This window comes from Pseudomonas sp. ICMP 8385 (assembly GCF_002699915.1).
Classification (GTDB): domain Bacteria; phylum Pseudomonadota; class Gammaproteobacteria; order Pseudomonadales; family Pseudomonadaceae; genus Aquipseudomonas; species Aquipseudomonas gessardii.
Window position 1 is genome coordinate 96,519 of sequence record NZ_LKBY01000157.1, and the last position, 23,304, is coordinate 119,822.

A 23,304-nucleotide genomic window follows, 5' to 3' on the forward strand; every position below is an offset into this window, starting at 1 on the left:
CGCCGCCATGGACGCTCTGCGTCCGCTGTTGGGGTGCGGAGCGTCCTGGGGTGCATTCCCACGCAGAGCGTGGGAACGATCTTGCGTGGTAAATGATCTAGTCTTGGGCACGCCCCTGGAGAGATCGCCATGTACCGCTTCTTCGAGCAGCTCAGTTCGCGCATCGCCGCACCGTTCATGGCCGGGGCTGCGCGCAACAGCAAGGTGTGGCAGTGCCGTTGCGGGCAATCCCTGTTCTTTCGCAACAGCCAGTGCCTGGCCTGTTCGGCGTTGCTGGGCTACCTGCCTCAGCAAAGCCGGCTGTCATCCCTGCAACCGGGGCCTGTCGTCGATACCTGGCTGCAGGACGATAACCTCGACGCCGGCGCCTTTCGCCGTTGCGCCAACCTCGACACTCCCGCCGCCTGCAACTGGCTGATCCCGGCCTACAGCACTGCGCCGTTGTGCGTGGCGTGCAGCCTTAATCGCACCATCCCCGACCTGTCGATCGCGGAAAACCCCGAACGCTGGCGCAAAGTCGAAACCGCCAAGCGCCGGCTGGTGGCGCAATTGATCAGCCTGGGTTTGCAGGTGATTCCCAAAACAGTCGACGAGACCAACGGCCTGGCTTTTGACTTCGTGGGTATCGACCTGGAAGGCAAGGCCCCCACCACGGGCCACGCCAACGGCTTGATCACCCTCGATATCAAGGAAGCCGACGACGAGCATCGCGAGAAAATCCGCGTGCAGATGCGCGAGCCGTACCGCACCTTGCTTGGCCATTTCCGCCATGAGGTCGGCCACTACTATTGGGATCGCCTGATCGCCGGCAGTCATTGGCTGCAGCCGTTTCGCAACCTGTTCGGCGATGAGCGCGCCAGTTATGCCGACGCCCTCGACCAGCACTACCAGAACGGCCCGCGCCCGGATTGGCAGCAAACCAGCGTCAGCGCCTATGCCACCATGCACCCCTGGGAAGACTGGGCGGAAACCTGGGCCCATTACCTGCACATGATGGACGCGGTCGACACCGCCCTGGGGTTTGGCATGAGCGCGCGGGAGATGGACCTGGACTACCCGTCATTTCCCCTCACCACCCTCTATGACCCGCAGCACCCTGGCGGCACGGCGTTCCTGTCCTTCGTCAATGCCTGGATCGAGCTGGCCGGCATGCTCAACGAACTGTCCCGCAGCATGGGGCAGCCGGATTTCTATCCTTTTGTGCTGCCCCCGGCGGTGATTGCCAAGTTGCACTTCATCCACCTGGTGATCCAGGAGGAGGGTGGCCGGGAGGATGAGGCATTGAACGCCCAATAATCGAAATGTGGGGGCGGGTGTTCCTGAGGGCTATGGCAAGTACTTGAACCTCTTGGCTTTTTAATCCTGCGTCAACGGTTGTAACTTCCGATGAGATCGGTACAATGGCGCGGCTTGCCGAGAGGCCAGCGTCGTTATGGTGACCCCATCGGTCCCCCCGCAACGATTACCCGTGAACCTGGTCAGAGCCGGAAGGCAGCAGCCACAGCGGGAACATTGTGTGCCGGGGTGTGGCTGGTGGGGTTGCCTCCATAACGCTCTCCTTGCAACAACTCTGCAACTCATCCGTATTTTTACTTTGCCATGCACTCCTGTGCAGCGGGCGAAGCTATCCATGCGCCGCGGTTTCCCGCGGCGTTTGCGTGTCTGGCAATCAGCCTTTGTGACGGTTGAAGAATTTGCGCGCGCCGGCCAGCAGGGCAATCACACCAATCACCAGAAACTTCTTCGCCGCCAGCAGGAAGATGCCGATCTTGGCGAACAGCCCGGCCTTGCCGGCGATCCCGCCTGCGACCAGTGCGGCCAGGCCGTAGGACGCCAGCTTGTCGGTGCCCGGGTTGTAGTCAGTGTAGAGGTTGCCATCGGTGAAGTTGGTGAAGGCCAGGACCTTGGGCAGTTCCTGCTTGATGGTGGGCAGGTCGGCCATGGCGGCGACGGCATTGAGTTCCAGCACGCCCTCGCGGCCCAGCACGCGGATGCTGTAGTTGAGGGTGTTCTGCTCGGCGTCGTCGGCTTTCAGTTCACGGGCCCAGTACATCTTGTGGGACTGCTGGTCGTAGTGCGGTGGTTCGGCCCAGCCCAGCAGGTGCAGGCCGGCGTAGCCCTGTTTCTGGCGTTCCTGGTTGTCCTCGGCATCGTCTTCCTGCATCTGCTTGAGCAGTTCGGCGTAGTCGATTTTGGCCGCGTCTTCGTCGGAAATATGCCCGTCGTCCTTGTAGCTGACAATCACGCCCCAGCCGCGTGCCGACAGTGGGCTGACGGCCTTGGGCACGATCATGCCCAGGGTGCTGAAGCCCGGCGGGTTGCCCCAGCCGTCGGTGAGCAGGCGTTCGCTGTCCTTGGGGTCAAGGTAGTAGAACTCGTCGTTGAGCTTGAGCGTGGCGATACCGCCGGGCAGGGTGATGGTGCCGGTTTGCTGTTTGAGGGAGGCGAGGAAGTGTTCGGCGGTTTCGGCGGGGGCGCTGGTTTCGACCGGCGCCGGGGCGGTGCTGGCATGGACCGGCGCGACAGGCAGGCTCAAGACGGCAGCCGCCACCAGTAGGCGGAGGTAGTTCATGGTAGTCCTTTACATTTTGAAATAATTGCGCAAAAGGATACCGAATCCACCTGGGCCGCGCGACCATGTTGACAAAAGGCGTGGCCCAGCGCCTGCCAAAAGAGGGGCTGTCCGGTTGGATCATGTCTGGAGGCAAAGGGCAGGCAACATCAGCGGCCTGCTCTTTTTATGTCGTGCGAGCTCTAAGGCTTGGACAAGGCCTGGTCTACCGCCGCTATCAGCTTTCCCAGATCCTTCGGGGTGGCTTTATGAATGACACCGAACAGATAAGCGCGCTGTTCTTCCTCATCGCCCAGATCGGCAAAAAAGACTTTCAGCTTCACTCCCAGGGCCTCTGCAAACAAGAAGAGAGCGTCAACGCTGGGTGTATAGGTGCCGGTTTCGAAGCGGCTGATGGTTTTAGGGTCAAAACCGGTTTTCTCACCTAGTTCAGCCTGAGTAAGCCCCGCTACCTTTCGGTAGCGTCTGATGGCTGGACCCAAACTTGAAATTTGCATCGCTCAATTCCCATTTAGAATCAAGAACTTAACGATAAATATTGGCATTAGGCAACGGCACGCACCATCACCTTTTCTTGCAAAGTGTGATGTAATTCGTAGAATCGGCGTTTAGGACAAGTATTTGACGGGCTTGTTTCACAGGGCAGCTTTATGAAACAGGAAATCATCGCTTTCTCCTCACTTTCATAAAGGTGACCGCTGAAAGTTGCTTGGCCGCAGCGCCAGGGGCGCTCTAGCACGGCCCTGCAGCACCCGTCTTTCGTACCAGACGCTCGAATTAAAGCCTAGTTGATCTTCGTCGAACCGAAGGTCAGGTGCTGGGTAAAACCTGGTTTGCCCGCTGAATGGGGCCAGCCAGCCGATTGACGGTTTACCCGTCTGGAAATACCCCTCTACCTGCCGGATCTACCCGATCCCGGGCCGGTAGATCGAATGCTGTCCATGGAGCTTTAAAGTGCGCGTCAATTTGCCGGTCACCACAGTTGAACAGACTTTCGGGGAGCAGCAACGGCTCATTTCCGCGACGGACATCAATAGCCATATTACCTACTGCAACGCCGAGTTTGCGGCCATGAGTGGCTTCACCCAGGCCGAACTGATCGGCAGTACCCACAACCTGGTACGCCACCCGGACATGCCGCCTGCGGTGTTTGAACTGATGTGGCGCTACCTCAAGGCCGGCCACAGCTGGATGGGCGTGGTCAAGAATCGCTGCAAGAATGGCAACTTCTATTGGGTCAGCGCCTATGTCACGCCGATCCTCGAAAAGGGCCGCTTGGTGGGCTACGAGTCGGTGCGGGTCAAGCCGACGCGCGAGCAGGTGCGGCGTGCCGAAGCGCTCTACGCACGCTTGCGTGCCGGGCGCTCGGCGGTGTCGCTGCCACAGCGCCTGGGCCAGCTCGGCAATGCCCTGGCCGTGCCCGCCCTGGCGGCGCTGGTCGCTGGTGGCGCGGTGCAATGGCTGCCCACCGGCTGGGCGCAGGCATCGGCCGCGCTGCTGTTTCTCGGCCTGGGGGCCTGGGCACACCGGCGTCTGGGGCAGCAGCTCAAGCAGATTGTCGAGCACACGCCCAACACCTTTTCCGACCCCATCAGCGCCATGACCTACAGCGATGCACTGGGCCCGGCGGCGCAGCTGGAAATGATCCTGATCAGCGAGGAGGCGCGCTTGAAAACCGCCCTCACGCGGCTCAGCGACCTGGCCACGCAGATGGCCGAGGCGGCGACCGATTCCAGTGTGTTGTCGGGCAAGACCGAGTCGGCGCTGCTGGAGCAGCGCGCCGAGACCGATATGACCGCCGCCGCCATGACCGAAATGGCCGCGTCCATCGCCGAAGTGGCGACGCATGTGCAGCAGACCGCCAGCGAAGCCCGCACCGCCAATGACCTGGCCGGGCACGGCAGCCAGGTGGTCGGCAGCACCCGCGAGGCGATCCAGTTGCTGGCGAGCACCGTCACCCAGATCAACCAGGCGGTGGGCCATCTGGCCGGCCAGACCCAGGAAATCCGCGTGGCCGCGAGCATGATCCAGGCCATCGCCGACCAGACCAACCTGCTGGCCCTCAACGCCGCTATCGAAGCGGCGCGGGCCGGCGAGCAGGGTCGCGGTTTTGCCGTGGTGGCCGATGAAGTGCGGGCGCTGGCGGGCAAGACCCGCGAGTCCACCGAGCAGATCCAGGGCATTATCCAGAGTCTGCGCGCAGGCGCCGACGAAGCGGTGGCAATTGCCAGCACCGGCATTCACGAAGCCGAGCAGGGCGTGCAACAGGTATTGCAGGCGCAACAGGCACTGCTGGGCATTCGCCAGGCGGTGGAGCGCATTACCGGCATGAGCCAGCAAATGGCTGCTGCCTCACAGGAACAATCCCACGTCGCAGAGGACGTTTCACAACAGATCAATAACGTCGCGGCCACGGTACAAAAGACAGCGGGCAATGCCAACGCTGCAGTCACCCGGGGCCGGGAACTTGAAAGCATCTCTTCCGGGTTGCGTGCCCTGGTCGAGCGGTTCAACCGCTAGCCACCTAGAGCCTCATTCATGGATGAGAAATACCGCAGGGCCGTGGATGCCGCCGCCATTTTCTCCGAGACCGACCTCACCGGCCGCATCACCTATGTAAACGACCAATTCTGCGGCATGTCCGGCTACAGCCGCGACGAGTTGCTGGGGCGCAACCACCGGATCCTCAGCTCCGGGTTGCACCCTGTCGGGTTTTTCCAGGGCATGTGGCGCACCATCACCGAGGGCAAGGTCTGGCGCGGGGAAATCTGCAACCGCGCCAAGGATGGGTCGCTGTATTGGGTCGACAGCACCATGGTGCCGCTGGTCGATGAGCGTACCGGCCAGGTGCAGAAGTACGTGTCGATTCGGTTTGATGTCAGCGAAAAGCGCCAGTTGCTGCAAACCCTGCAATGGCGGGTCGGCCACGATGTACTGACCGGGCTGCCCAACCGCGCCTATCTTTCGGAATTGCTTGTGCAATCCCTGGAGTTTTCCCGCAGCGAGCACATCCCCCTGGCGGTGTGCATGCTCGACCTGGATGGCTTCAAGGCGGTCAATGACGGCTACGGCCATGCCTCCGGCGACTTGTTGCTGGTGGAGGTCGCCAGCCGCCTGCGGGACATCATCCGCGGCGAAGACGTGGTCGCCAGGCTGGCCGGTGACGAGTTTGTGCTGATCCTGCGCTACGTACGCGATGCCGAGGAGTTGAACCGCGCTTTGCGGCGCATCCTCACGGCCATTTCCGAGCCGTACTCGATCCTGGGGGCGCAGATCAACGTGTTTGCCAGCATTGGCGTCACGCTGTTCCCGTTGGATGACGAGGATGCCGACACCTTGCTGCGCCATGCCGACCAGGCGATGTATGTGGCCAAGCAAAGTGGCCGTAACCGCTACCAGCTGTTTGACGTGTCCCTGGAGCAGGAGGTCAAGGCTACCCACCAGACCGTGCAGCAGATTCGCCAGGCCCTGGCGGCGGGGGAGTTGTGCCTGCACTTCCACCCCAAGATCAACCTGCGCCACGGCCAGGTCGTGGGGTTTGAGGCGTTGCTGCGCTGGCAGCACCCGATACGCGGGTTGGTGTCGCCCAAGGATTTCCTATCGCTGATCGAGCAGACCGACCTGATCGTCGACGTCGGCGAATGGGTGATGGACCAGGTGCTGGCGCAGATACGCCAGTGGCAAGAGGCCGGGCATTGCTGGCCGGTCAGCGTGAACATCGCGGCGCGGCATTTCCAGCGCGCGGATTTTGTCGAGCGCCTGCAACAGCTGCTGGCCCAGCATCCCGATGTTGCGCCGCACATGCTTGACCTGGAGATCGCCGAATCGGTGGCCATCGATCATATCCAGCGCGTTACCGAGCACCTGGCGGCATGCCAGGCGCTGGGGGTGCGGTTCTCCCTGGATGATTTCGGCACCGGCTATTCGTCCCTCAGCTACCTCAAGCGCCTGCCGACCCAGACCATCAAGATCGACAAGTCGTTTGTGCGCGACATCCTGCATGACAAGGACGACCTGGCGCTGACCCAGGCGGTGATCGGCCTGGCCCGGGCCTTTGGCCGCGAAGTGATCGCCGAGGGCCTGGAAACCCTGGAACATGGCCAGTTGCTGCTGCGCATGGGGTGTGAAGTGGCCCAGGGTTATTATTTTGCCCAGCCCATGCCCGCCGCCGAGGTGCCGGCCTGGGCGGCGGGGTTCGATCTGCTCAACTATGGCGTTGATGAAGATTGAGGCTGGCGCCCACCGTTGCCGGTGTAGAGCTGGACGATGCCGTCGATTTCCCCTGACATCTTCATCCGCAGCAAGGTGCGCAAAATCCGCTGGACGGGCAGGGCCGGGTCGTTGCGCACATAGCAGCCCAGGCTTTGCTCTTCGACCACGGCCACCACGTGCAGGCGGCGGCCCAGCGGCAGTTGCTGGTTGAAGCGCTCCAGGGCCCACTCGTTGGTGACTGCGTACTTGAAACGCCCGGCCACCAGCTTTTGCAGCACTTGCGCTTCGCTGCGGGCATCGTCGCGCTTGAGTTGGCCCTTGGCGAAGAAGGGTTCAAGGGTCGGGTAGCTGTAGTTGAGCACGGTGCCGATATTCTGTGTCGACAGCTTGTCCACAATGACCGACAGCGGCGGCACGTGGGCGCTGACCAGCACATTGCGCTGTACCAGCAACGGGATGCTCCACACATAATCGCCGGACAGGTCATTGAGCCACGCCTGTGCGACGTAGCAGCGCACGTCGACTTCGCCATTTTTCATGGCCGGGGCGATGCGGGCCCGGGCCAATACCTGGAACCGGGCCGGATGGCCGACCTGGGTCGCCAGGCTCAACATCAGGTCATACAAAATGCCCTGGGTCGGTTGGTCCCGCTCGATCTGCACCAGAGGCATGGCCCAGCTGTCGGAAATGGCGAAGCGCAACGGCGCAGGCGCCGCCAGGCTCAGTGTGCTGATCATCCATAAAGCGCCCAGGACTACGCGCATAAACTCTCCGGGATCCGCCCTGGTACGGGCGTGCTAAGACAGCTTAGTCAGATTAGGCGAGCGTGCCGGATGCAATTTCCCCCCTGCTCCGCTAGCATTACCGGCTTCCGCTTCCCAGTTGCGACGGTTTTCGATGAGTTATCAGGTTCTTGCACGTAAATGGCGCCCGCGCTCGTTCCGCGAAATGGTCGGCCAGACCCATGTGCTCAAGGCTCTGATCAATGCCTTGGACAGCCAACGGCTGCACCACGCCTACCTGTTCACCGGCACGCGCGGGGTGGGCAAGACCACCATTGCGCGGATCATTGCCAAGTGCCTGAACTGCGAGACCGGCATCACCTCCACGCCCTGCGGCACCTGCTCGGTGTGCCGGGAGATCGACGAGGGGCGCTTTGTCGACCTGATCGAGATCGACGCCGCGAGCCGCACCAAGGTCGAGGACACCCGCGAACTGCTGGACAACGTGCAGTACGCCCCCAGCCGTGGCCGCTTCAAGGTCTACCTGATCGACGAAGTGCACATGCTCTCCAGCCACTCCTTCAACGCGCTGTTGAAGACCTTGGAGGAGCCGCCGCCCTACGTCAAATTCATCCTGGCCACCACCGACCCGCAGAAACTTCCTGCAACGATTTTGTCGCGATGCCTGCAGTTCTCCCTCAAGAACATGACCCCCGAGCGGGTGGTCGAGCACTTGACCCATGTGTTGGGTGTGGAGAACGTGCCGTTTGAAGATGACGCGCTGTGGTTGCTCGGCCGCGCCGCTGATGGCTCGATGCGTGACGCCATGAGCCTGACCGACCAGGCGATAGCCTTCGGCGAAGGCAAGGTGATGGCCGCCGACGTGCGCGCCATGCTCGGCACCCTCGATCACGGCCAAGTGTTTGACGTGCTGCATGCGCTGATCGAAGGCGACGCCAAGGCGCTGCTCGAAGCCGTACGCCATTTGTCGGAGCAGGGCCCGGACTGGAATGGCGTGCTTTCGGAAATTCTCAACGTGCTGCACCGCGTCGCCATCGCCCAGGCACTGCCTGAAGGGGTCGATAACGGTCACGGCGACCGCGATCGCGTGTTGGCCCTGGCCCAGGCGCTGCCGGCCGAAGATGTGCAGTTCTACTACCAGATGGGCCTGATCGGGCGCCGCGACCTGCCGTTGGCGCCAGACCCGCGCGGCGGTTTTGAAATGGTCATGCTGCGCATGCTGGCATTCCGCCCCGCAGACACCGCCGATGCGCCGAGACAGCCGCTAAAGCCAGTGGGGATCAGCCAGGCCACAGTTGATTCCGCCAAACCAGTGGCTGGCGCGGCCGTCGTCGCGCCAGTGATCGCGCCGCAACCTGTGGCCGTCGCTCCAGCCCCGGTTGCGGTTGAGCCTGTGGCGCCTGTGGCGGCGCCGGAGCCGGTTGTCGAGCCTGCGCCCGCGCCCGTGGTCGATCTGCCCTGGAACGAGCCGGTAGAGGTCGTGGTCGAGCAGGCACCTGCCGTCGAGCCCGTACTGGAAACCACCGGCGAGCAGCCTGAGCTCACGCCGATGCCGACGCCGACTCCCGACAGCGTGGTGCCGGACGCGCCGGAATGGGTCTCGGCTCCCGTGCCTGAACCGACCATCGCCGAGGTGGACGCCGCCACGCCGGGCATCGACCTGGACGATGATGAGCCGCCGCTGGATGAAGACTACATTGAGCCGGACATGGATTCGGCCTACAGCTACCTGGACGACCTGGCCAGCGAGCACGCCGCTGAGCCGGCGCCCGAGCCGGCGCCCGAGCCGGAGGCGGAACCTGCCGCCATGCCGGCCACCGGCCTGGCCCTGCAATGGCTGGAGCTGTTCCCGAAACTGCCGATCTCCGGCATGACCGGCAGCATCGCCGCCAACTGCACGCTGATTGCGGTCGAGGGCGATCACTGGCTGTTGCACCTGGACCCGGCCCACAGTGCCCTGTTCAACGCGACCCAGCAGCGCCGGCTTAACGACGCCCTGAACCAGTTCCACGAGCGCACCTTGACGGTGACCATCGAGCTGATCAAGCCCGAACAGGAAACCCCGGCCCAGGCTGCCACCCGTCGCCGGCTCAACCGCCAGCGCGAGGCCGAGGAGTCGATCCAGGCCGATCCGCTGATCCAGCAGATGATGGAGCAGTTTGGCGCGGTGGTGCGACACGATACTATTGAACCTGTCGAAGCCCAGGTTGCAGCAGGCTGATAATTGCAGGCGCCGTGCCCCAAGGCACGGCGCCGTATTGATCCACGTACTTTTGAGGTGATTCCCATGATGAAAGGTGGCATGGCCGGCCTGATGAAGCAGGCGCAGCAGATGCAGGAAAAGATGGCCAAGATGCAGGAAGAGCTGGCCAACGCCGAAGTCACCGGTAAAGCCGGTGGCGATATGGTCAGCGTGGTGATGACCGGTCGTCACGACATCAAGCGTGTGAGCATCGACCCAAGCGTATTGCCGGGCGTTGGCGAAGACGACCTGGAAATGCTCGAAGCCCTGTTCGCCGCGGCCGTCAACGACGCCGTGCGCAAGATCGAAGCCAACAGCCAGGACAAAATGTCCGGCGTGACCGCGGGCATGCAACTGCCGCCGGGCATGAAGCTGCCGTTCTGATCGGCTAGCGCGACACTGACAATGCCAGGCCTAGCGCCTGGCATTTTTGTGTGTGTCGGGCACAATCGAACGTTAGCCTTGCAACAGCTGTCTGCACCCTATACCGCTGAATTCAATCACCGATATAAAGGAGCCTTGCTGATGACCCAAGCCATGACCCTTAACCAGCGCATCGTCCTGGTCTCCCGCCCGCAAGGCGCGCCCGTGCCGGAGAACTTTCGCCTGGAGCGCGTGGCGCTGCCAGACCTGGAGGACGGCCAGGTCCTGCTCAAGACCCTGTTCCTGTCCCTGGACCCCTACATGCGTGGGCGCATGAGTGATGCGCCGTCCTACGCCGCGCCGGTAGCAATCGGCGAGGTAATGACCGGCGGCGCTGTCAGCCGTATCGAACAGTCGCGCAACCCCAAATTCGAGGTGGGCGACCTGGTGGTTGGCGCCACCGGTTGGCAAAGCCATAGCATCAGCGATGGGCGCAACCTGATGCCGGTGCCCAAGGGCCTGCCGAGCCCGTCCATGGCCCTTGGCGTGCTGGGCATGCCCGGCATGACGGCCTACATGGGCCTGATGGATATCGGCCAACCCAAGGCCGGGGAAACCCTGGTGGTCGCGGCAGCCTCGGGCGCGGTGGGCTCGGTGGTCGGTCAGGTGGCCAAGCTCAAGGGCTTGCGCGTGGTCGGCATCGCGGGCGGTGCAGACAAGTGCCGCTATGTGGTGGAGGAGCTGGGTTTTGATGCGTGCATCGACCATAAAAGCGCGGACTTTGCCGATGAACTGGCCCAGGCCTGTTCCAGCGGGGTGGACATCTATTATGAAAACGTCGGCGGCAAGGTCTTCGACGCCGTACTGCCTCTGCTCAATCCCAAGGCGCGGATCCCCCTGTGTGGCCTGATTGCTGGCTACAACGCCCATGAGGCCCCCAGCGGCCCCGATCGGCTGCCGGCGCTGCAACGCACCTTGTTGACCAAGCGCGTGCGCATCCAGGGCTTTATCGTGTTCGACGACTATGGCGACCGCCACCCGGAATTTATCAGCGCCATGGCGCCCTGGGTGCGTGACGGCAAGGTCAAGTTCCGCGAAGACGTGGTCGACGGCCTGGAGCAGGCACCCGAGGCTTTTATCGGGCTGTTGGAAGGGCGCAACTTCGGCAAGTTGGTCGTGCGTATTTGACGCTTATCCGAGGCGCGGGTATAAACCGCGTCTCGTTGTTTTGTCGGACCTTTGCCCCATGAGCTTCAGCCCTCTGATTCGTCAACTGATCGATGCCCTGCGGACCCTGCCGGGCGTGGGCCAGAAAACCGCCCAGCGCATGGCGCTGCAACTGCTGGAGCGTGACCGCAGCGGTGGCTCGCGGCTGGCCCAGGCCTTGAGCCAGGCCATGGACGGTGTGGGCCATTGCCGCCAGTGCCGCACCCTGACCGAAGAAGAACTGTGCCCGCAATGCGCCGATCCCCGTCGCGACGACACACTGCTGTGTGTCGTCGAAGGACCGATGGACGTGTACGCGGTGGAGCAGACCGGCTATCGCGGGCGCTACTTCGTGCTCAAGGGCCACCTGTCGCCGCTCGACGGCCTGGGGCCGGAAGCCATTGGTATCCCGCAACTGGTGGCGCGCATTGAAGAGCAGGGCACTTTTGCCGAAGTGATCCTGGCCACCAACCCGACGGTGGAGGGGGAAGCCACGGCGCATTACATCGCGCAACTGCTGACCAACAAAGGCTTGATCACCTCGCGCATCGCCCATGGCGTGCCGTTGGGGGGCGAACTGGAGCTGGTGGACGGCGGCACCCTGGCGCACTCGTTTGCCGGGCGTAAACCTATCGCCCTCTAAGCCTAATATCCTGTAGCACGCTGGCTTGTGTGGGAGCTGGCTTGCCTGCGATGGCATCGCCTCGGTCCCCCTGATACACCGCAGTGCCTGCATCGCAGGCAAGCCAGCTCCCACATAAGCGACACACATTGCTTTTGCGTACTGCTTGATAACCAAGCAAGCGCTTGGTAAGTTCGCTCCATCTCTGCATGGAGCTTGCCGATGTCTGCCTATCAGGAATACTTCGACCCCAGTCACCAATTGGTCCGCGACAGTGTGCGCCGTTTTGTCGAGCGCGAGATGCTGCCGGGCATCGAGCAATGGGAGGAGGCCGAACACTTCCCCCGTGAGCTGTACCTCAAGGCCGGCGCGGCAGGGATTCTCGGCATTGGCTACCCCGAAGCCCTGGGCGGCAGTCATGAAGGCGACCTGTTTGCCAAGGTTGCCGCCAGCGAAGAGCTGATGCGCTGTGGTTCTGGTGGCGTAGTAGCGGGCCTGGGTTCGCTGGATATCGGCTTGCCGCCCGTCGTCAAATGGGCGCGCCCCGAAGTGCGCGAGCGCGTGGCCCCGCAAGTCTTGTCCGGCGAGAAAATCATGGCCCTGGCCGTCACCGAGCCCGGTGGCGGCTCCGATGTGGCCAGCCTGCAAACCCGTGCGGTGCGTGATGGCGACTGTTATCGGGTCAGTGGCAGCAAGACCTTTATCACCAGCGGCGTGCGCGCCGACTACTACACCGTCGCCGTGCGTACCGGCGGGCCGGGTTTTGCCGGCATCAGCCTGCTGTTGATCGAAAAGGACACGCCAGGCTTCACCGTCGGCCAGCCGCTGAAGAAAATGGGCTGGTGGGCATCGGACACCGCCGAGCTGTTCTTCGACGATTGCCAGGTGCCGGTAGGCAACCTGATCGGCGCCGAAAACATGGGCTTTGCCTGCATCATGGGCAATTTCCAGAGCGAACGCCTGGCCCTGGCCTTGATGGCCAACATGACGGCGCAGATGGCCCTGGAAGAGAGCCTGAAGTGGGCCGCGCAGCGCGAGGCCTTTGGCAAGCCGATTGGCAAGTTCCAGGTGCTCAAGCACCGCCTGGCGGAGATGGCCACGGCGGTCGAGGTTTCCCGGGAGTTCACTTACCGCCAGGCGGCGAAGATGGCGGCGGGCAAGAGTGTGATCAAGGAGATTTCCATGGCCAAGAACCTCGCCACCGACACGGCTGACCGGGTGACCTATGACGCGGTGCAGATCCTCGGTGGCCTGGGTTATATGCGCGGCAGCCTGGTGGAGCGGCTGTACCGGGACAACCGGATTTTGTCGATTGGCGGCGGGACTCGCGAGGTGATGAACGAGATCATCAGTAAGCAGATGGGGTTGTGATTGAGGGTGTTATCACTGGCCTCATCGCGGGCAAGCCCGCTCCCACATTTTGATTTGTGAACCCATTCAAAGGTGGGAGCGGGCTTGCCCGCGATGAGGCCCGCAAGACCAGCGCAAATTACCGCTCAGCCAAGCCAAACTGCGTCAAACAGAAGGTCGCGATCCCCATATCCTCCAAACGCTGCAAACCCCCCAGCTCCGGCAGATCAATAATCGCCGCCGCCTCGAAAATCCGCGCGCCCATGCGCCGCGCCAGGTTGGCCGCAGCAATCAGGGTGCCACCGGTGGCGATCAGATCATCGAACATCAATACCGAATCCCCTTCGCACAGGCTGTCGGCGTGTACTTCGAGGAAGGCTTCGCCGTATTCGGTCTGATAGCCCTCGGACAGTACGTCCGCCGGCAGCTTGCCCTGTTTGCGGAACAGGATCAGCGGCTTGTTCAACTGATAGGCAATGATCGAGCCGATCAAAAAACCGCGGGCATCCATGGCGCCGATATGGCTGAACTCGGCTTCGACGTAGCGATGGATAAAGGTGTCGGCCACCAGGCGCATGGCCTTGGGCGACTGGAACAGCGGCGTGATATCACGAAAGATCACCCCAGGCTTGGGGAAGTCGATGACGGGGCGAATCAGGGATTTGATGTCGAAGGCGTCGAAAGTCATCGTCGGGAGTCCTGGGCGCAAAGACTCGGCAGTATACCTGCGGCCTCGCCGGTTGGCTTGGCCGCAAGTGTCGCGCCCCTTGTCTGGCGATCAGCCGTCGAGGGAGCCGCCGGCCAGCGCGCAGAGCTGGATCGGATCGAGGATGTGCACTTCCTTGCCCTCGGCGGCGATCAGTTCGTTCTGCTGGAAGCGCGTGAATACCCGGGACACGGTTTCCACCGCCAGGCCCAGGTAGTTGCCGATTTCGTTGCGCGACATGCTCAGGCGGAACTGGTTGGCCGAGAAGCCACGGGCGCGGAAGCGTGCCGACAGGTTGACCAGGAAGGTGGCAATCCGTTCGTCGGCGGTTTTCTTCGACAACAACAGCATCATTTGCTGGTCGTCACGGATTTCCCGGCTCATGACCCGCATCAGTTGGCGGCGCAACTGGGGCAATTGCAGGGCCAGTTCGTCCAGGCGCTCGAACGGGATCTCGCACACCGATGTGGTTTCCAGGGCCTGGGCCGATACCGGGTGGATCTCGTTGTCCATGCCCGACAAGCCAACCAGCTCGCTGGGCAGGTGGAAGCCGGTGATCTGCTCTTCGCCGCCATCACTGAGGCTGAATGTCTTCAAGGCGCCCGAGCGCACCGCATAGACGGAATCGAACTTGTCACCCTGGCGAAACAGAAACTCGCCTTTCTTCAGGGGGCGGCCACGTTTAACGATTTCGTCCAGCGCATCCATGTCTTCCAGATTCAGCGAAAGTGGCAAGCAGAGGGGTGCCAGGCTGCAATCCTTGCAGTGAGCCTGGCTATGAGCGCGCAGTTTAACTGGCTCGGACATTTCTTAAATCCTTGTGGGAAAACACACATAAGCCGTAAGGGTACCGCACTGAGGGACTATCCGGCCAGCCTGTACAAAAAACCGGCAGGGGTATAAAGAATTTTGCACGGCGGTCGATGGACTGCTAACGACCAAGAGCTTGGAGGCTCACGATATGCTTTCCATCGACGGCAATCTTCCGTCCCGCACCACAGTGCCGACGCTGCTTGAACCGAAAAAAACCAGCGCCGTGGGCGCGGGGGCCGAGACAACGGCGCTCGGTGAAACCAAGCCTGCCGAAGGCGTGAGTGTGACCTTTTCCGGTGCGTCGCTGAGGGCCGCGAACGCCGAGAAAACGGCCAACAACGATATTGAAGAAAGCGGGCTGGACGAGAACGTGCAGAAACTGCTGAAAATGATTCGCCAGTTGAAGCAGCAGATCGCGGAAAAGATGGCAGAGATGTCGGCGGTCATGGCCGACAAGCGCCTGAGCCCGGAGCAGGCCCTGGCGAAACTGAGCGGCGTGCAGTCGGCGTTGGGCGGCTTGCAAGCCGCGCTGACCGCCGCCTATGCGTCGTTGAACGAAGCAATGAAGAACCTGAGTGCTGGGGACGCGGTGAAGACCGCCTCGTTGATGGCCAAGTAGCCCGGCTCAGATCACCCGTGAAAATCGTTGCCTATTGTGTTGCTCCAGATAGGCATCGAACACCATGCACACCGAGCGTACCAGCAGGCGCCCGGCCGGCAGCACCCGGATCCCCTCGGCGTCGAGTTCGATCAGGCCGTCACTGGCCATCACTTCCAGTTGTGGCCAGATCTGGGCGAAATAGCCGCGAAAATCCACGGTGAAGGCCTGCTCGATGCTGTCGAAGTCCAGGCTGAAGTGACAGATCAGCTGTTGAATCACCGCCCGCCGCAAACGATCGTCTGCGCTGCAGAGCAGGCCGCGGCTGGTGGCCAGTTGCGCCCCGGCCAAGGCGTTCTGGTAATGATTCAGGTCGCTGCTGTTCTGGCAGTACAAGTCACCAATCTGACTGATGGCCGAGACCCCGAGCCCGATCAAATCGCAATGGCCGTGGGTGGTGTAGCCCTGGAAATTGCGTTGCAGGGTGGATTCTTCCTGGGCAATGGCCAACTCGTCATCGGGTAGGGCGAAGTGGTCCATGCCGATGTAGTTGTAGCCGGCCGCCGTCAGCTGCTCAATGGTTTGCTCAAGCATCTGCAACTTGACGGCAGGGGCCGGCAGGTCTTCGCTGTTGATCCGCCGCTGGGACAGGAAACGTTCTGGCAGGTGGGCATAGTTGAACACCGACAGGCGGTCCGGTTGCAGGCTGATGACCTCGGCCACCGTCTGGGCGAAATGCTCGGGTGTCTGCTTGGGCAGGCCGTAGATCAGGTCGATATTGATCGAGCGAAACTGCAGGGTGCGCGCGGCATCGATCACCGCGCGGGTCTCTTCCAGGCTTTGCAGGCGATTGACCGCCCGTTGCACTTCGGGGTCCAGGTCCTGCACGCCGATGCTCACCCGGTTGAAACCCAGTTCACGCAGCAGGCCCATGGTGGCCCAGTCGGCTTCCCGTGGATCGATCTCGATGCCGTAGTCGCCAGAGTCGTCATCCAGCAGGTTGAAGTGTTGGCGCAGTTGCGCCATCAGCTGGCGCAATTCGTCGTGGCTGAGAAAGGTCGGGGTGCCGCCGCCAAAATGCAGTTGCTGCACCTGTTGGTTGGGGTCCAGGTGGCAGGCGACCAGTTGAATCTCTTGCTCCAGGCGTTGCAGGTAGGCCTGGGCGCGGCCCCGGTCCTTGGTGATGACTTTGTTGCAGGCGCAGTAGTAGCAGATATTGGCGCAGAACGGCACGTGCACATACAGCGACAGCGGGCGCACGGCCTTGCGGCTGTCGCGCAGGGCGTGTAGCAGGTCGAAGGTGCCGACCTGGCTGGTGAATTGCACGGCGGTGGGGTAGGAGGTGTAGCGCGGCCCCGCCAAATCGTAGCGATGAATCAGATCAGTGTCCCAACGAATGGCGTCGAGCATGCGGGCGTTCCCCGGATTGGCTAGTGGGCCGAGTCTAGGGGCATGGCTGGCGGGGCATCTTGATTTGTATCAACGGGGAGCGGCGCTATGCCACATGGCCTTTTAATGGCCCATCAGCCAGTGCTGATGGGGGCCGGGCAGCGTCCACAGGCCAAACAGGATCACCAGCAGGCCGCCGGCCATGCGCACGCTACGTTTGCGCAACAGCGCGGTGACACGCTCTGCCGCCAGCCCGGTGGCGAGCAATACCGGCCAGGTGCCGAGGCCGAAGGCGAGCATCAAAAGCCCGCTGTCCAGTGCATTGCCCTGGCTGGCGGCCCATAACAGTGTGCTGTAGACCAGGCCGCAGGGCAGCCAGCCCCACAGTGCGCCCAGCAGCAAGGCGCGGGGCAGGCTGGACACCGGCAGCAAACGGTTGGCAAACGGCTGGATATGGCGCCACAGGCCGCGCCCGAGGCTTTCAATACGGGTCAGGCCGCTCCACCAGCCGGCCAGGTACAGGCCCATGCTGATCAACAGCAGGCCGGCGAGGATACGCATGAACATCGCCGCCGGGCTGTTGGCCACGGCCCAGCCGGCCAGGCCGATCAAGACGCCAGCGGTGGCATAGCTGAGGATGCGTCCCAGGTTGTACGCCAGCAGCAGGCGAAAACGCCGGCTGCGCTGTTCCGGGGGGATGGCCAGGGTCAGTGCACCCATCAGGCCGCCACACATGCCCAGGCAATGGCCGCCACCCAGCAGGCCGAGGATCAGCGCGGAAACCAGCAGCGGCGCGAGGTCAAGCATGGGGCGGCGCCGGTTCGTCTGGCTTGGCCGGTGGCTGCGGGTGGCTGCTGGCCTCGTCGACAGCGGCCAGGTGCTTGGGGTCCTGGTCATCGAACAGCACGCTGTGGGCCGGCCCGTCGAGGTCGTCATACTGGCCGCTGTCCACCGCCCAGAAGAAGATGTAGATGGCGATGGCGACGATCAGCAGCGCCGCAGGAATCATTACGTAAAGAGCTGGCATCGCTACTCCAGGCCCGCGCGGCTCAAGCCGGAAGCGGGCGGGGCTGTGGGGTGGCGCTCGCGGCACTGGCGCGCGGCAAGCGAGTCAGGCGCAGGGCGTTGAGCACCACGGTCAACGAACTGAGGGACATGCCGATCGCGGCCCAGATCGGCGTGATCCAACCGAGGGCGGCAAACGGCAACATCAGGCCATTGTACAGCCCGGCCCACAGCAGGTTTTCAATGATGACCCGGCGTGTGCGCCGAGCCAGGCTGAAGGCTTGCACCAGGGCATCCAGGCGGTTGGACAACAGCACCGCATCGGCGCTGGTTTTCGCCAGGTCAGTGGCCGAGCCCATGGCCACGCTGATATCCGCGGCGGCCAACACCGGCACGTCATTCACGCCGTCACCGAGCATCAATACCTTGCGGCCTTCCTTGTGCAGCTGTTGCAGCACTTGCAGCTTGTCATCCGGGCGCAGGCCGCCACGGGCTTCATCGATGCCCAATTCGGCGGCCACGCTGGCGACCATCGGCGAGCTGTCGCCCGACAGCAGCAAGGTGCGCCAGCCTCGCGCCTTGCACGCGGCCAGCAGTGCCGGCGCATCGCTGCGCAGGCGATCATCCAGGACAAACCAGGCCAGGGCGCCGCCGGTATCGCCCAGTAGCAGCCATTGGCCGGCATCTTGCGGCGAATCGGGCATCGCACAGCCGCTTAATTCACACACGAAACCAGGCTGGCCGATGCGCAGCAGGCGTTCGCCGACCCGGCCTTCGAGCCCCAGGCCCGGGGTGCTGAGCACCTCATCAGCCGCCAGCGGGGCACGGCCAAAAGCCCGGGCAATCGGGTGTTCGGAGCGGTTTTCGAGGGCGGCGGCCAGGGCCAGGGCCAGGTCGCTGCTCATCGCGCCCAGTGGCCGGATGGCACGCAGGGCCAGGCGGCCTTCAGTGAGGGTGCCGGTCTTGTCGAAAATCACCGTGTCGATCTGGTTCAAGCCTTCGAGCACATGGCCACGGGTCAGCAGCAGGCCGAGTTTGTGCAGGGTGCCGGTGGCGGCGGTCAGTGCGGTGGGGGTTGCCAGGGACAGGGCGCACGGGCAGGTTGCCACCAGCATCGCCAGGACAATCCAGAACGCCCGCGACGCATCCAGCTCCCACCACAACAGGCCAATCACCGCGGCGGCGATCAGCGAGCAGAGCAGGAACCATTGTGCGGCGCGGTCGGCGATTTGGGCCAGGCGTGGTTTTTCGGCCTGGGCCCGTTCCAGCAGGCGCACGATGGCCGACAAGCGGGTGTCGTGGCCCAGGGCGCGCACTTGCACGGTTAACGGGCCTTCGACATTGAGGGTGCCGGCGGTGATGCTGTCGCCGGCCTGTCGCGGTTGTGGCAGGTATTCGCCGGTGAGCAGGGATTCATCGATGCTCGACTGTCCCTCCAGGATCACCCCGTCGGCCGGCAGGATGGCACCCGGATGCACCAGCACCCTGTCGCCCAGGGCCAGTTCGGTGAGCAGGATACGTTCGCTCTGGCCATCGTGTTTGAGGCGCAGGCATGAGGCGGGCAGCAGGTTGACCAGTTGGGCGGTGGCGGCGGCGGTGCGTTCCCGGGCGCGGCGCTCCAGGTAACGCCCGGCCAGCAGGAACAGGGCGAACATGCCCACGGCATCGAAATACAGCTCGCCCACCCCCGTGATGGCCGTCCAGATGCCCGCCAGGTAAGCGCCGCCGATGGCCAGCGACACCGAGACATCCATGGTCAGGTGGCGGGTGCGCAGGTCGCGCATGGCGCCCTTGAAGAACGGCGCGCAGCTGTAGAACACAATGGGGGTGGTCAGAAACAGCGCGACCCAGCGCAGGATCTCGTGCAGCTCGGGGCTCAGGTCGATATTGAATTCCGGCCAGGTGGCCATGGTCGCCATCATCGCCTGGAACCAGAGCAGGCCGGCCACGCCCAGTTGGCGCAGGGCCAGGCGGTTTTCACTGGCCAGTTGTTCGGCGGCGCGGTCGGCTTGATACGGGTGGGCGGCGTAGCCGATCTGGCGCAACTCGCTGAGCACCTGGCTCAACGGCAATTGCCCGTCGGCCCAGCGCACGTGCAGGCGATGGTTGGACAGGTTCAGCCGCGCCTCGGCCACGGCTGGCAGGCTGTGCAGGTGTTTCTCGATCAGCCAGCCACAGGCGGCGCAACTGATGCCTTCCATCAACAGGGTGGCTTCGGCCAGGTCGCCGTCGTGGCGCACGAAGGGTTTTTGCACATCGGCGCGGTCGTACAGTGCCAGTTCGTCCAGCAACTGCACGGGCAGGGCTTCGGGGTTGGCCGAGGCCTCGCTGCGGTGTTGGTAATAGCTTTGCAGCCCGCCTGCGACAATGGCTTCGGCCACCGCCTGGCAACCCGGGCAGCAGAGCTCGCGGGGCTCGCCGAGGATCACCGCGGTGAAGCGGCTGCCAGGCGGGACGGGGAGGGCGCAGTGGTAGCAGGGGGTTGGGCTGGTCATGGTTCTGGATCTGTGTGGGCGGGAGGGCCTCATCGCTGGCAAGTCGAATCGTCGCACCGCCGCTCCCACATTTGATCGCGATCTCCTGTGGGAGCGGCGGTGCGACGATTCGACTTGCCCGCGATGCGCGAAGCGCAGGCTGTCAGTTCTTCAGGTCTTCAGCACCCTGTAACGGCTCGTCACCCAGCTTCAGGTCCGTGCCGTGGCTGACGTCTTCTTCCTCAAACATGCGCCAGGTGCGGTCACCTTCCACCCCCAGCAGTTCGACGAAGCGCCGGCCCTCGACCTTGTCGGTCACCTGGCCAATATAGCGCCCCGGCTCGCTCTGGCTGCGGGTGAGTACGACCTTGCGGTCCTTTTCCGGCTGGGTCGGCGAAATCAGGTTCAGTTCCAGGGTGGTCGGCCCGCTGTTGCCGGTGAGGAACAGCTCCACTTCGCCGGTCAGTTCATCCAAATGCATGTTGGCGCGCATTTGCAGGGTCTGGGCCAGCAATTCGCGGTCCAGGGAGCGGTTGATGCCTTTGCCGGCCTCGTAGTAATTGTCGTTGACCAGGTTGACCGGGTGGTTCACCGCAATGGTCACCATGGACAGGGTCAGCGTCACCGAGCAGGCCAGGATGGCAATGATGATCCAGGGCCAGAGATGCTTGTACCAGGGGCTTGCGGCAGTTGCTACGGGCATTGTTCTGCTCTCTTTTAACGAATTTGTGGGCCGATGAACCGGCTCTTGGCTTCTACGTGGATGCTGTCATCGTCAGCATCCTTGAGGATGAATTTCACCTCGTTGGTGCTCGACGGCATTTGTTCTGGCGCGCTCGACAGCTCCACCGGCAGGGTGAAGATTTCCCCGGCGGCAACCTTGATCTCGCGCTTGCCTTGCAGCTTGAGGTCCGGCAGGCCGCTGGCGTCCAGCACATAGGTGTGGTCGCGCTGGTCCTTGTTCATGATTTTCAGGCTGTAGACGTTCTCGATCCGCCCTTCGGCGTTTTCGCGGTACAGCACGCGGTCCTTGCTGACATCGAAACCCACCAGTGAGCGCATGAAGAACGCCGTGGCCAGCAGGCTGATCATCGCCAGCAGCACCAGCGCATAGCCGATCAGGCGTGGGCGCAACTTGTGGGTTTTTTGCCCCGACAGGTTATGTTCGGTGGTGTAGCTGATCAACCCGCGAGGGTAGTCCATCTTGTCCATGATGGTGTCGCAGGCGTCGATGCAGGCGGCGCAGCCAATGCACTCGATCTGCAGGCCGTCACGGATGTCGATCCCGGTGGGGCAGACCTGCACGCACATGGTGCAGTCGATGCAATCCCCCAGGCCCTGGGCCTTGTAGTCGACGCCTTTCTTGCGTGGGCCACGCACTTCGCCACGACGTGGGTCGTAGGACACGATCAGGGTGTCCTTGTCGAACATCACGCTCTGGAAGCGCGCATACGGACACATGTAGATGCACACTTGCTCGCGCAGCCAGCCGGCGTTGCCGTAGGTGGCGAGGGTGAAGAAGCCGACCCAGAAGTACGACCAGCCATCGGCCTGGCCGGTGAAGAACTCGAACACCAGCTCGCGGATCGGCGAGAAATAGCCGACAAAGGTCATGCCAGTGACAAAGCCGATCAACAGCCACAGCGTGTGTTTGCTGAGTTTGCGCAGGAACTTGTTGGCGCTCATCGGCGCCTTGTCCAGCTTGATCCGTTGGTTGCGGTCGCCTTCGGTGACCTTTTCGCACCACATGTAGATCCAGGTCCACACGCTTTGCGGGCAGGTGTAGCCGCACCAGATACGCCCGGCGTACACGGTGATAAAGAACAGGCCGAAGGCCGAGATGATCAGGATGCCCGACAGCAGGATGAAATCCTGGGGCCAGAATGTCGCACCGAAAATAAAGAACTTACGCTCCGGCAGGTTCCACCAGACAGCCTGGTGCCCGCCCCAGTTCAGCCACACCGTACCGAAGTACAGCAGGAACAACCCGGCGCCGCCGAGCATCCGCAGATTGCGGAACATCCCGGTGAAGGCACGGGTGTAGATTTTCTCCCGCGAGGCGTAGAGATCGACGGTGTCGCTGGTTTTTTTGGCAGGCGGGGTAACGTCATGTACCGGAATCTGGTTGCTCATCATTGCATCCCACGGCAGTGGAGATTTGCCTTGGCCAGTACGTGCCGGCCAGGGTCAAAATAGGGGTCTTGCAGTGGCGTAATGATACGCCTGTAGTACCGATGAACGGGTGCGACCTTTGGTCGCGTTGGGGGAAATCAATTGATGGTGTACGTGACTTGAATCAATTGACAGGATGAGTATGGACGGTTTTTCAGGGCCCGAAGGTCATTCGTCCCATGGGTTGATCAGTATCACACCACTGCCTTGGAAGTCGGCGACATTGCGGGTGACCACGGTCAGGCCGTGAACCAGAGCGGTTGCGGCGATCAGTGCATCACTTTCGTTGTCTCGATCCGGTACATGCAGGCTGGCACAGCGCAGTGCCACGGCCGCGTCAATCGGCAGGATCCTGGCATCGAAGGCCGGCATGACATGGCGTTTGAGCCAGGTGCGCAAGACCTTGCCTTGCGCGGGGTCACGGCGCTCCATGCGCAGCACCCCGGTCTCCAGTTCCTTCAAGGTAATCGCCGAAATATACAGGCGCGGCGCGGCGACGGTTTTGGCCCAGGCCACCACATTTTTGTCGGCCTGGGGTTTGCGTAACTCGGAAATGACGTTGGTATCGAGCAGATACATCAAGAGAGGTCCACGGGTCGATCAATGATCACGGCGCGCTCGGTTTCAAACTCGATGTCCGCCGCCTCTGGCATCACCAACAGGTCAACAATATCGGCGTTGAGGCCTGTCAATTTTTGGTAGTCCTCAATACTTAGCAGTACATGGGCAGGCTTGCCTCGGTCGGTGATAAAAACCGGTCCTTGGCGCGCGGCTTTTTTGGCACCGCTTGTGTCTTGGTTAAATTCGCGGCTGGAGATTGTCGTAATTGTCATGGAG

The 23,304-nt window shown here is 62.6% G+C and carries 22 protein-coding genes, 1 other RNA gene and 1 pseudogene; 11 read left to right on the forward strand and 13 right to left on the reverse strand.

Annotated elements, in window-relative coordinates:
• The first annotated feature begins 129 nt into the window (after positions 1-129).
• Both AO268_RS30440 and ffs read left to right on the forward strand, forming a co-directional pair.
• Complete coding sequence (locus AO268_RS30440) at positions 130-1,296, forward strand: zinc-binding metallopeptidase family protein (protein WP_099170750.1); 1,167 nt, start codon at positions 130-132, stop codon at positions 1,294-1,296.
• A 146-nt stretch (positions 1,297-1,442) separates the two neighbouring features.
• Positions 1,443-1,539, forward strand: an RNA gene (ffs, locus tag AO268_RS30445) — signal recognition particle sRNA small type.
• Between the two features lie 130 nt (positions 1,540-1,669).
• On the opposite strand, the gene AO268_RS30450 is transcribed toward ffs, so the two are convergent.
• On the reverse strand, positions 1,670-2,572 hold the full coding sequence (locus AO268_RS30450) for a DUF2167 domain-containing protein (RefSeq protein WP_076961223.1): 903 nt from the start codon (positions 2,570-2,572) through the stop codon (positions 1,670-1,672).
• A 182-nt stretch (positions 2,573-2,754) separates the two neighbouring features.
• Entirely contained in the window at positions 2,755-3,069 is a 315-nt protein-coding gene (locus AO268_RS30455; RefSeq protein ID WP_029298195.1) for a helix-turn-helix domain-containing protein, read from the reverse strand.
• Positions 3,070-3,526: 457 nt separating this feature from the next.
• Between AO268_RS30455 and AO268_RS33930 the strand changes: the two are divergent.
• The 3 genes and pseudogenes from AO268_RS33930 to AO268_RS30465 form a co-directional block, all read left to right on the forward strand.
• A pseudogene (locus tag AO268_RS33930) lies at positions 3,527-3,808 on the forward strand (PAS domain-containing protein); the annotation flags it as partial.
• A gap of 216 nt (positions 3,809-4,024) precedes the next feature.
• Complete coding sequence (locus tag AO268_RS30460) at positions 4,025-5,092, forward strand: methyl-accepting chemotaxis protein (RefSeq protein WP_373562162.1); 1,068 nt, start codon at positions 4,025-4,027, stop codon at positions 5,090-5,092.
• An 18-nt stretch (positions 5,093-5,110) separates the two neighbouring features.
• On the forward strand, positions 5,111-6,802 hold the full coding sequence (locus tag AO268_RS30465) for a putative bifunctional diguanylate cyclase/phosphodiesterase (protein WP_099170752.1): 1,692 nt from the start codon (positions 5,111-5,113) through the stop codon (positions 6,800-6,802).
• Here the strand turns inward: AO268_RS30465 and AO268_RS30470 are convergent.
• Positions 6,781-7,548, reverse strand: a complete 768-nt coding sequence (locus tag AO268_RS30470; protein ID WP_099170753.1) for a substrate-binding periplasmic protein — start codon at positions 7,546-7,548, stop codon at positions 6,781-6,783. The two genes, AO268_RS30465 and AO268_RS30470, sit on opposite strands and share 22 nt — an antisense overlap.
• 133 nt (positions 7,549-7,681) lie before the next feature.
• On the opposite strand from AO268_RS30470, the gene dnaX reads away from it, so the two are divergent.
• The 5 genes from dnaX to AO268_RS30500 all read left to right on the forward strand — a co-directional run bounded on the left by dnaX (position 7,682) and on the right by AO268_RS30500 (position 13,331).
• Positions 7,682-9,748: a DNA polymerase III subunit gamma/tau gene (gene dnaX, locus AO268_RS30475; RefSeq protein ID WP_099170754.1), complete on the forward strand. Its 2,067-nt coding sequence runs from the start codon at positions 7,682-7,684 to the stop codon at positions 9,746-9,748.
• A gap of 66 nt (positions 9,749-9,814) precedes the next feature.
• The gene (locus AO268_RS30480) at positions 9,815-10,153 is read left to right on the forward strand and encodes a YbaB/EbfC family nucleoid-associated protein (protein ID WP_003193199.1); all 339 of its coding nucleotides are present in this window, start codon (positions 9,815-9,817) and stop codon (positions 10,151-10,153) included.
• 141 nt (positions 10,154-10,294) lie between these two features.
• Positions 10,295-11,320 carry an NADP-dependent oxidoreductase gene (locus AO268_RS30485; RefSeq protein WP_099170755.1) on the forward strand — a complete coding sequence of 342 codons (1,026 nt, stop codon included), beginning with the start codon at positions 10,295-10,297 and terminating at the stop codon, positions 11,318-11,320.
• Between the two features lie 58 nt (positions 11,321-11,378).
• On the forward strand, positions 11,379-11,981 hold the full coding sequence (gene recR, locus AO268_RS30490) for a recombination mediator RecR (RefSeq protein ID WP_076961229.1): 603 nt from the start codon (positions 11,379-11,381) through the stop codon (positions 11,979-11,981).
• Between the two features lie 201 nt (positions 11,982-12,182).
• Positions 12,183-13,331: an acyl-CoA dehydrogenase family protein gene (locus AO268_RS30500; protein WP_076961231.1), complete on the forward strand. Its 1,149-nt coding sequence runs from the start codon at positions 12,183-12,185 to the stop codon at positions 13,329-13,331.
• Positions 13,332-13,449: 118 nt separating this feature from the next.
• Here AO268_RS30500 and AO268_RS30505 read toward each other — a convergent pair whose 3' ends face one another.
• Both AO268_RS30505 and fnr read right to left on the reverse strand, forming a co-directional pair.
• Positions 13,450-13,998, reverse strand: a complete 549-nt coding sequence (locus AO268_RS30505) for an adenine phosphoribosyltransferase (protein ID WP_099170757.1) — start codon at positions 13,996-13,998, stop codon at positions 13,450-13,452.
• Between the two features lie 90 nt (positions 13,999-14,088).
• Positions 14,089-14,823, reverse strand: a complete 735-nt coding sequence (fnr, locus tag AO268_RS30510) for a fumarate/nitrate reduction transcriptional regulator Fnr (protein WP_076961233.1) — start codon at positions 14,821-14,823, stop codon at positions 14,089-14,091.
• 154 nt (positions 14,824-14,977) lie between these two features.
• On the opposite strand from fnr, the gene AO268_RS30515 reads away from it, so the two are divergent.
• Positions 14,978-15,448: a hypothetical protein gene (locus AO268_RS30515; RefSeq protein ID WP_076961234.1), complete on the forward strand. Its 471-nt coding sequence runs from the start codon at positions 14,978-14,980 to the stop codon at positions 15,446-15,448.
• 6 nt (positions 15,449-15,454) lie between these two features.
• Here the strand turns inward: AO268_RS30515 and hemN are convergent, their stop codons facing one another.
• The 8 genes from hemN to AO268_RS30555 form a co-directional block, all read right to left on the reverse strand.
• Positions 15,455-16,837, reverse strand: a complete 1,383-nt coding sequence (gene hemN / locus AO268_RS30520) for an oxygen-independent coproporphyrinogen III oxidase (protein ID WP_076961235.1) — start codon at positions 16,835-16,837, stop codon at positions 15,455-15,457.
• Between the two features lie 102 nt (positions 16,838-16,939).
• Positions 16,940-17,623: a sulfite exporter TauE/SafE family protein gene (locus tag AO268_RS30525; RefSeq protein WP_099170758.1), complete on the reverse strand. Its 684-nt coding sequence runs from the start codon at positions 17,621-17,623 to the stop codon at positions 16,940-16,942.
• The gene (ccoS, locus tag AO268_RS30530; protein WP_057960320.1) at positions 17,616-17,843 is read right to left on the reverse strand and encodes a cbb3-type cytochrome oxidase assembly protein CcoS; all 228 of its coding nucleotides are present in this window, start codon (positions 17,841-17,843) and stop codon (positions 17,616-17,618) included. Before ccoS ends, AO268_RS30525 begins: the two co-directional genes overlap by 8 nt.
• Positions 17,844-17,865: 22 nt before the next feature.
• On the reverse strand, positions 17,866-20,316 hold the full coding sequence (locus AO268_RS30535; RefSeq protein WP_099170759.1) for a heavy metal translocating P-type ATPase: 2,451 nt from the start codon (positions 20,314-20,316) through the stop codon (positions 17,866-17,868).
• A gap of 142 nt (positions 20,317-20,458) precedes the next feature.
• Positions 20,459-20,998, reverse strand: a complete 540-nt coding sequence (locus AO268_RS30540; protein ID WP_076961238.1) for a FixH family protein — start codon at positions 20,996-20,998, stop codon at positions 20,459-20,461.
• A gap of 14 nt (positions 20,999-21,012) precedes the next feature.
• Positions 21,013-22,428, reverse strand: coding sequence for a cytochrome c oxidase accessory protein CcoG (gene ccoG, locus AO268_RS30545; RefSeq protein WP_099170760.1), 1,416 nt, complete (start codon positions 22,426-22,428; stop codon positions 21,013-21,015).
• Positions 22,429-22,635: 207 nt separating this feature from the next.
• Positions 22,636-23,046: a type II toxin-antitoxin system VapC family toxin gene (locus AO268_RS30550; protein ID WP_099170761.1), complete on the reverse strand. Its 411-nt coding sequence runs from the start codon at positions 23,044-23,046 to the stop codon at positions 22,636-22,638.
• Positions 23,046-23,300, reverse strand: a complete 255-nt coding sequence (locus tag AO268_RS30555) for a type II toxin-antitoxin system Phd/YefM family antitoxin (protein WP_099170762.1) — start codon at positions 23,298-23,300, stop codon at positions 23,046-23,048. Before AO268_RS30555 ends, AO268_RS30550 begins: the two co-directional genes overlap by 1 nt.
• Positions 23,301-23,304 lie beyond the last annotated feature (4 nt).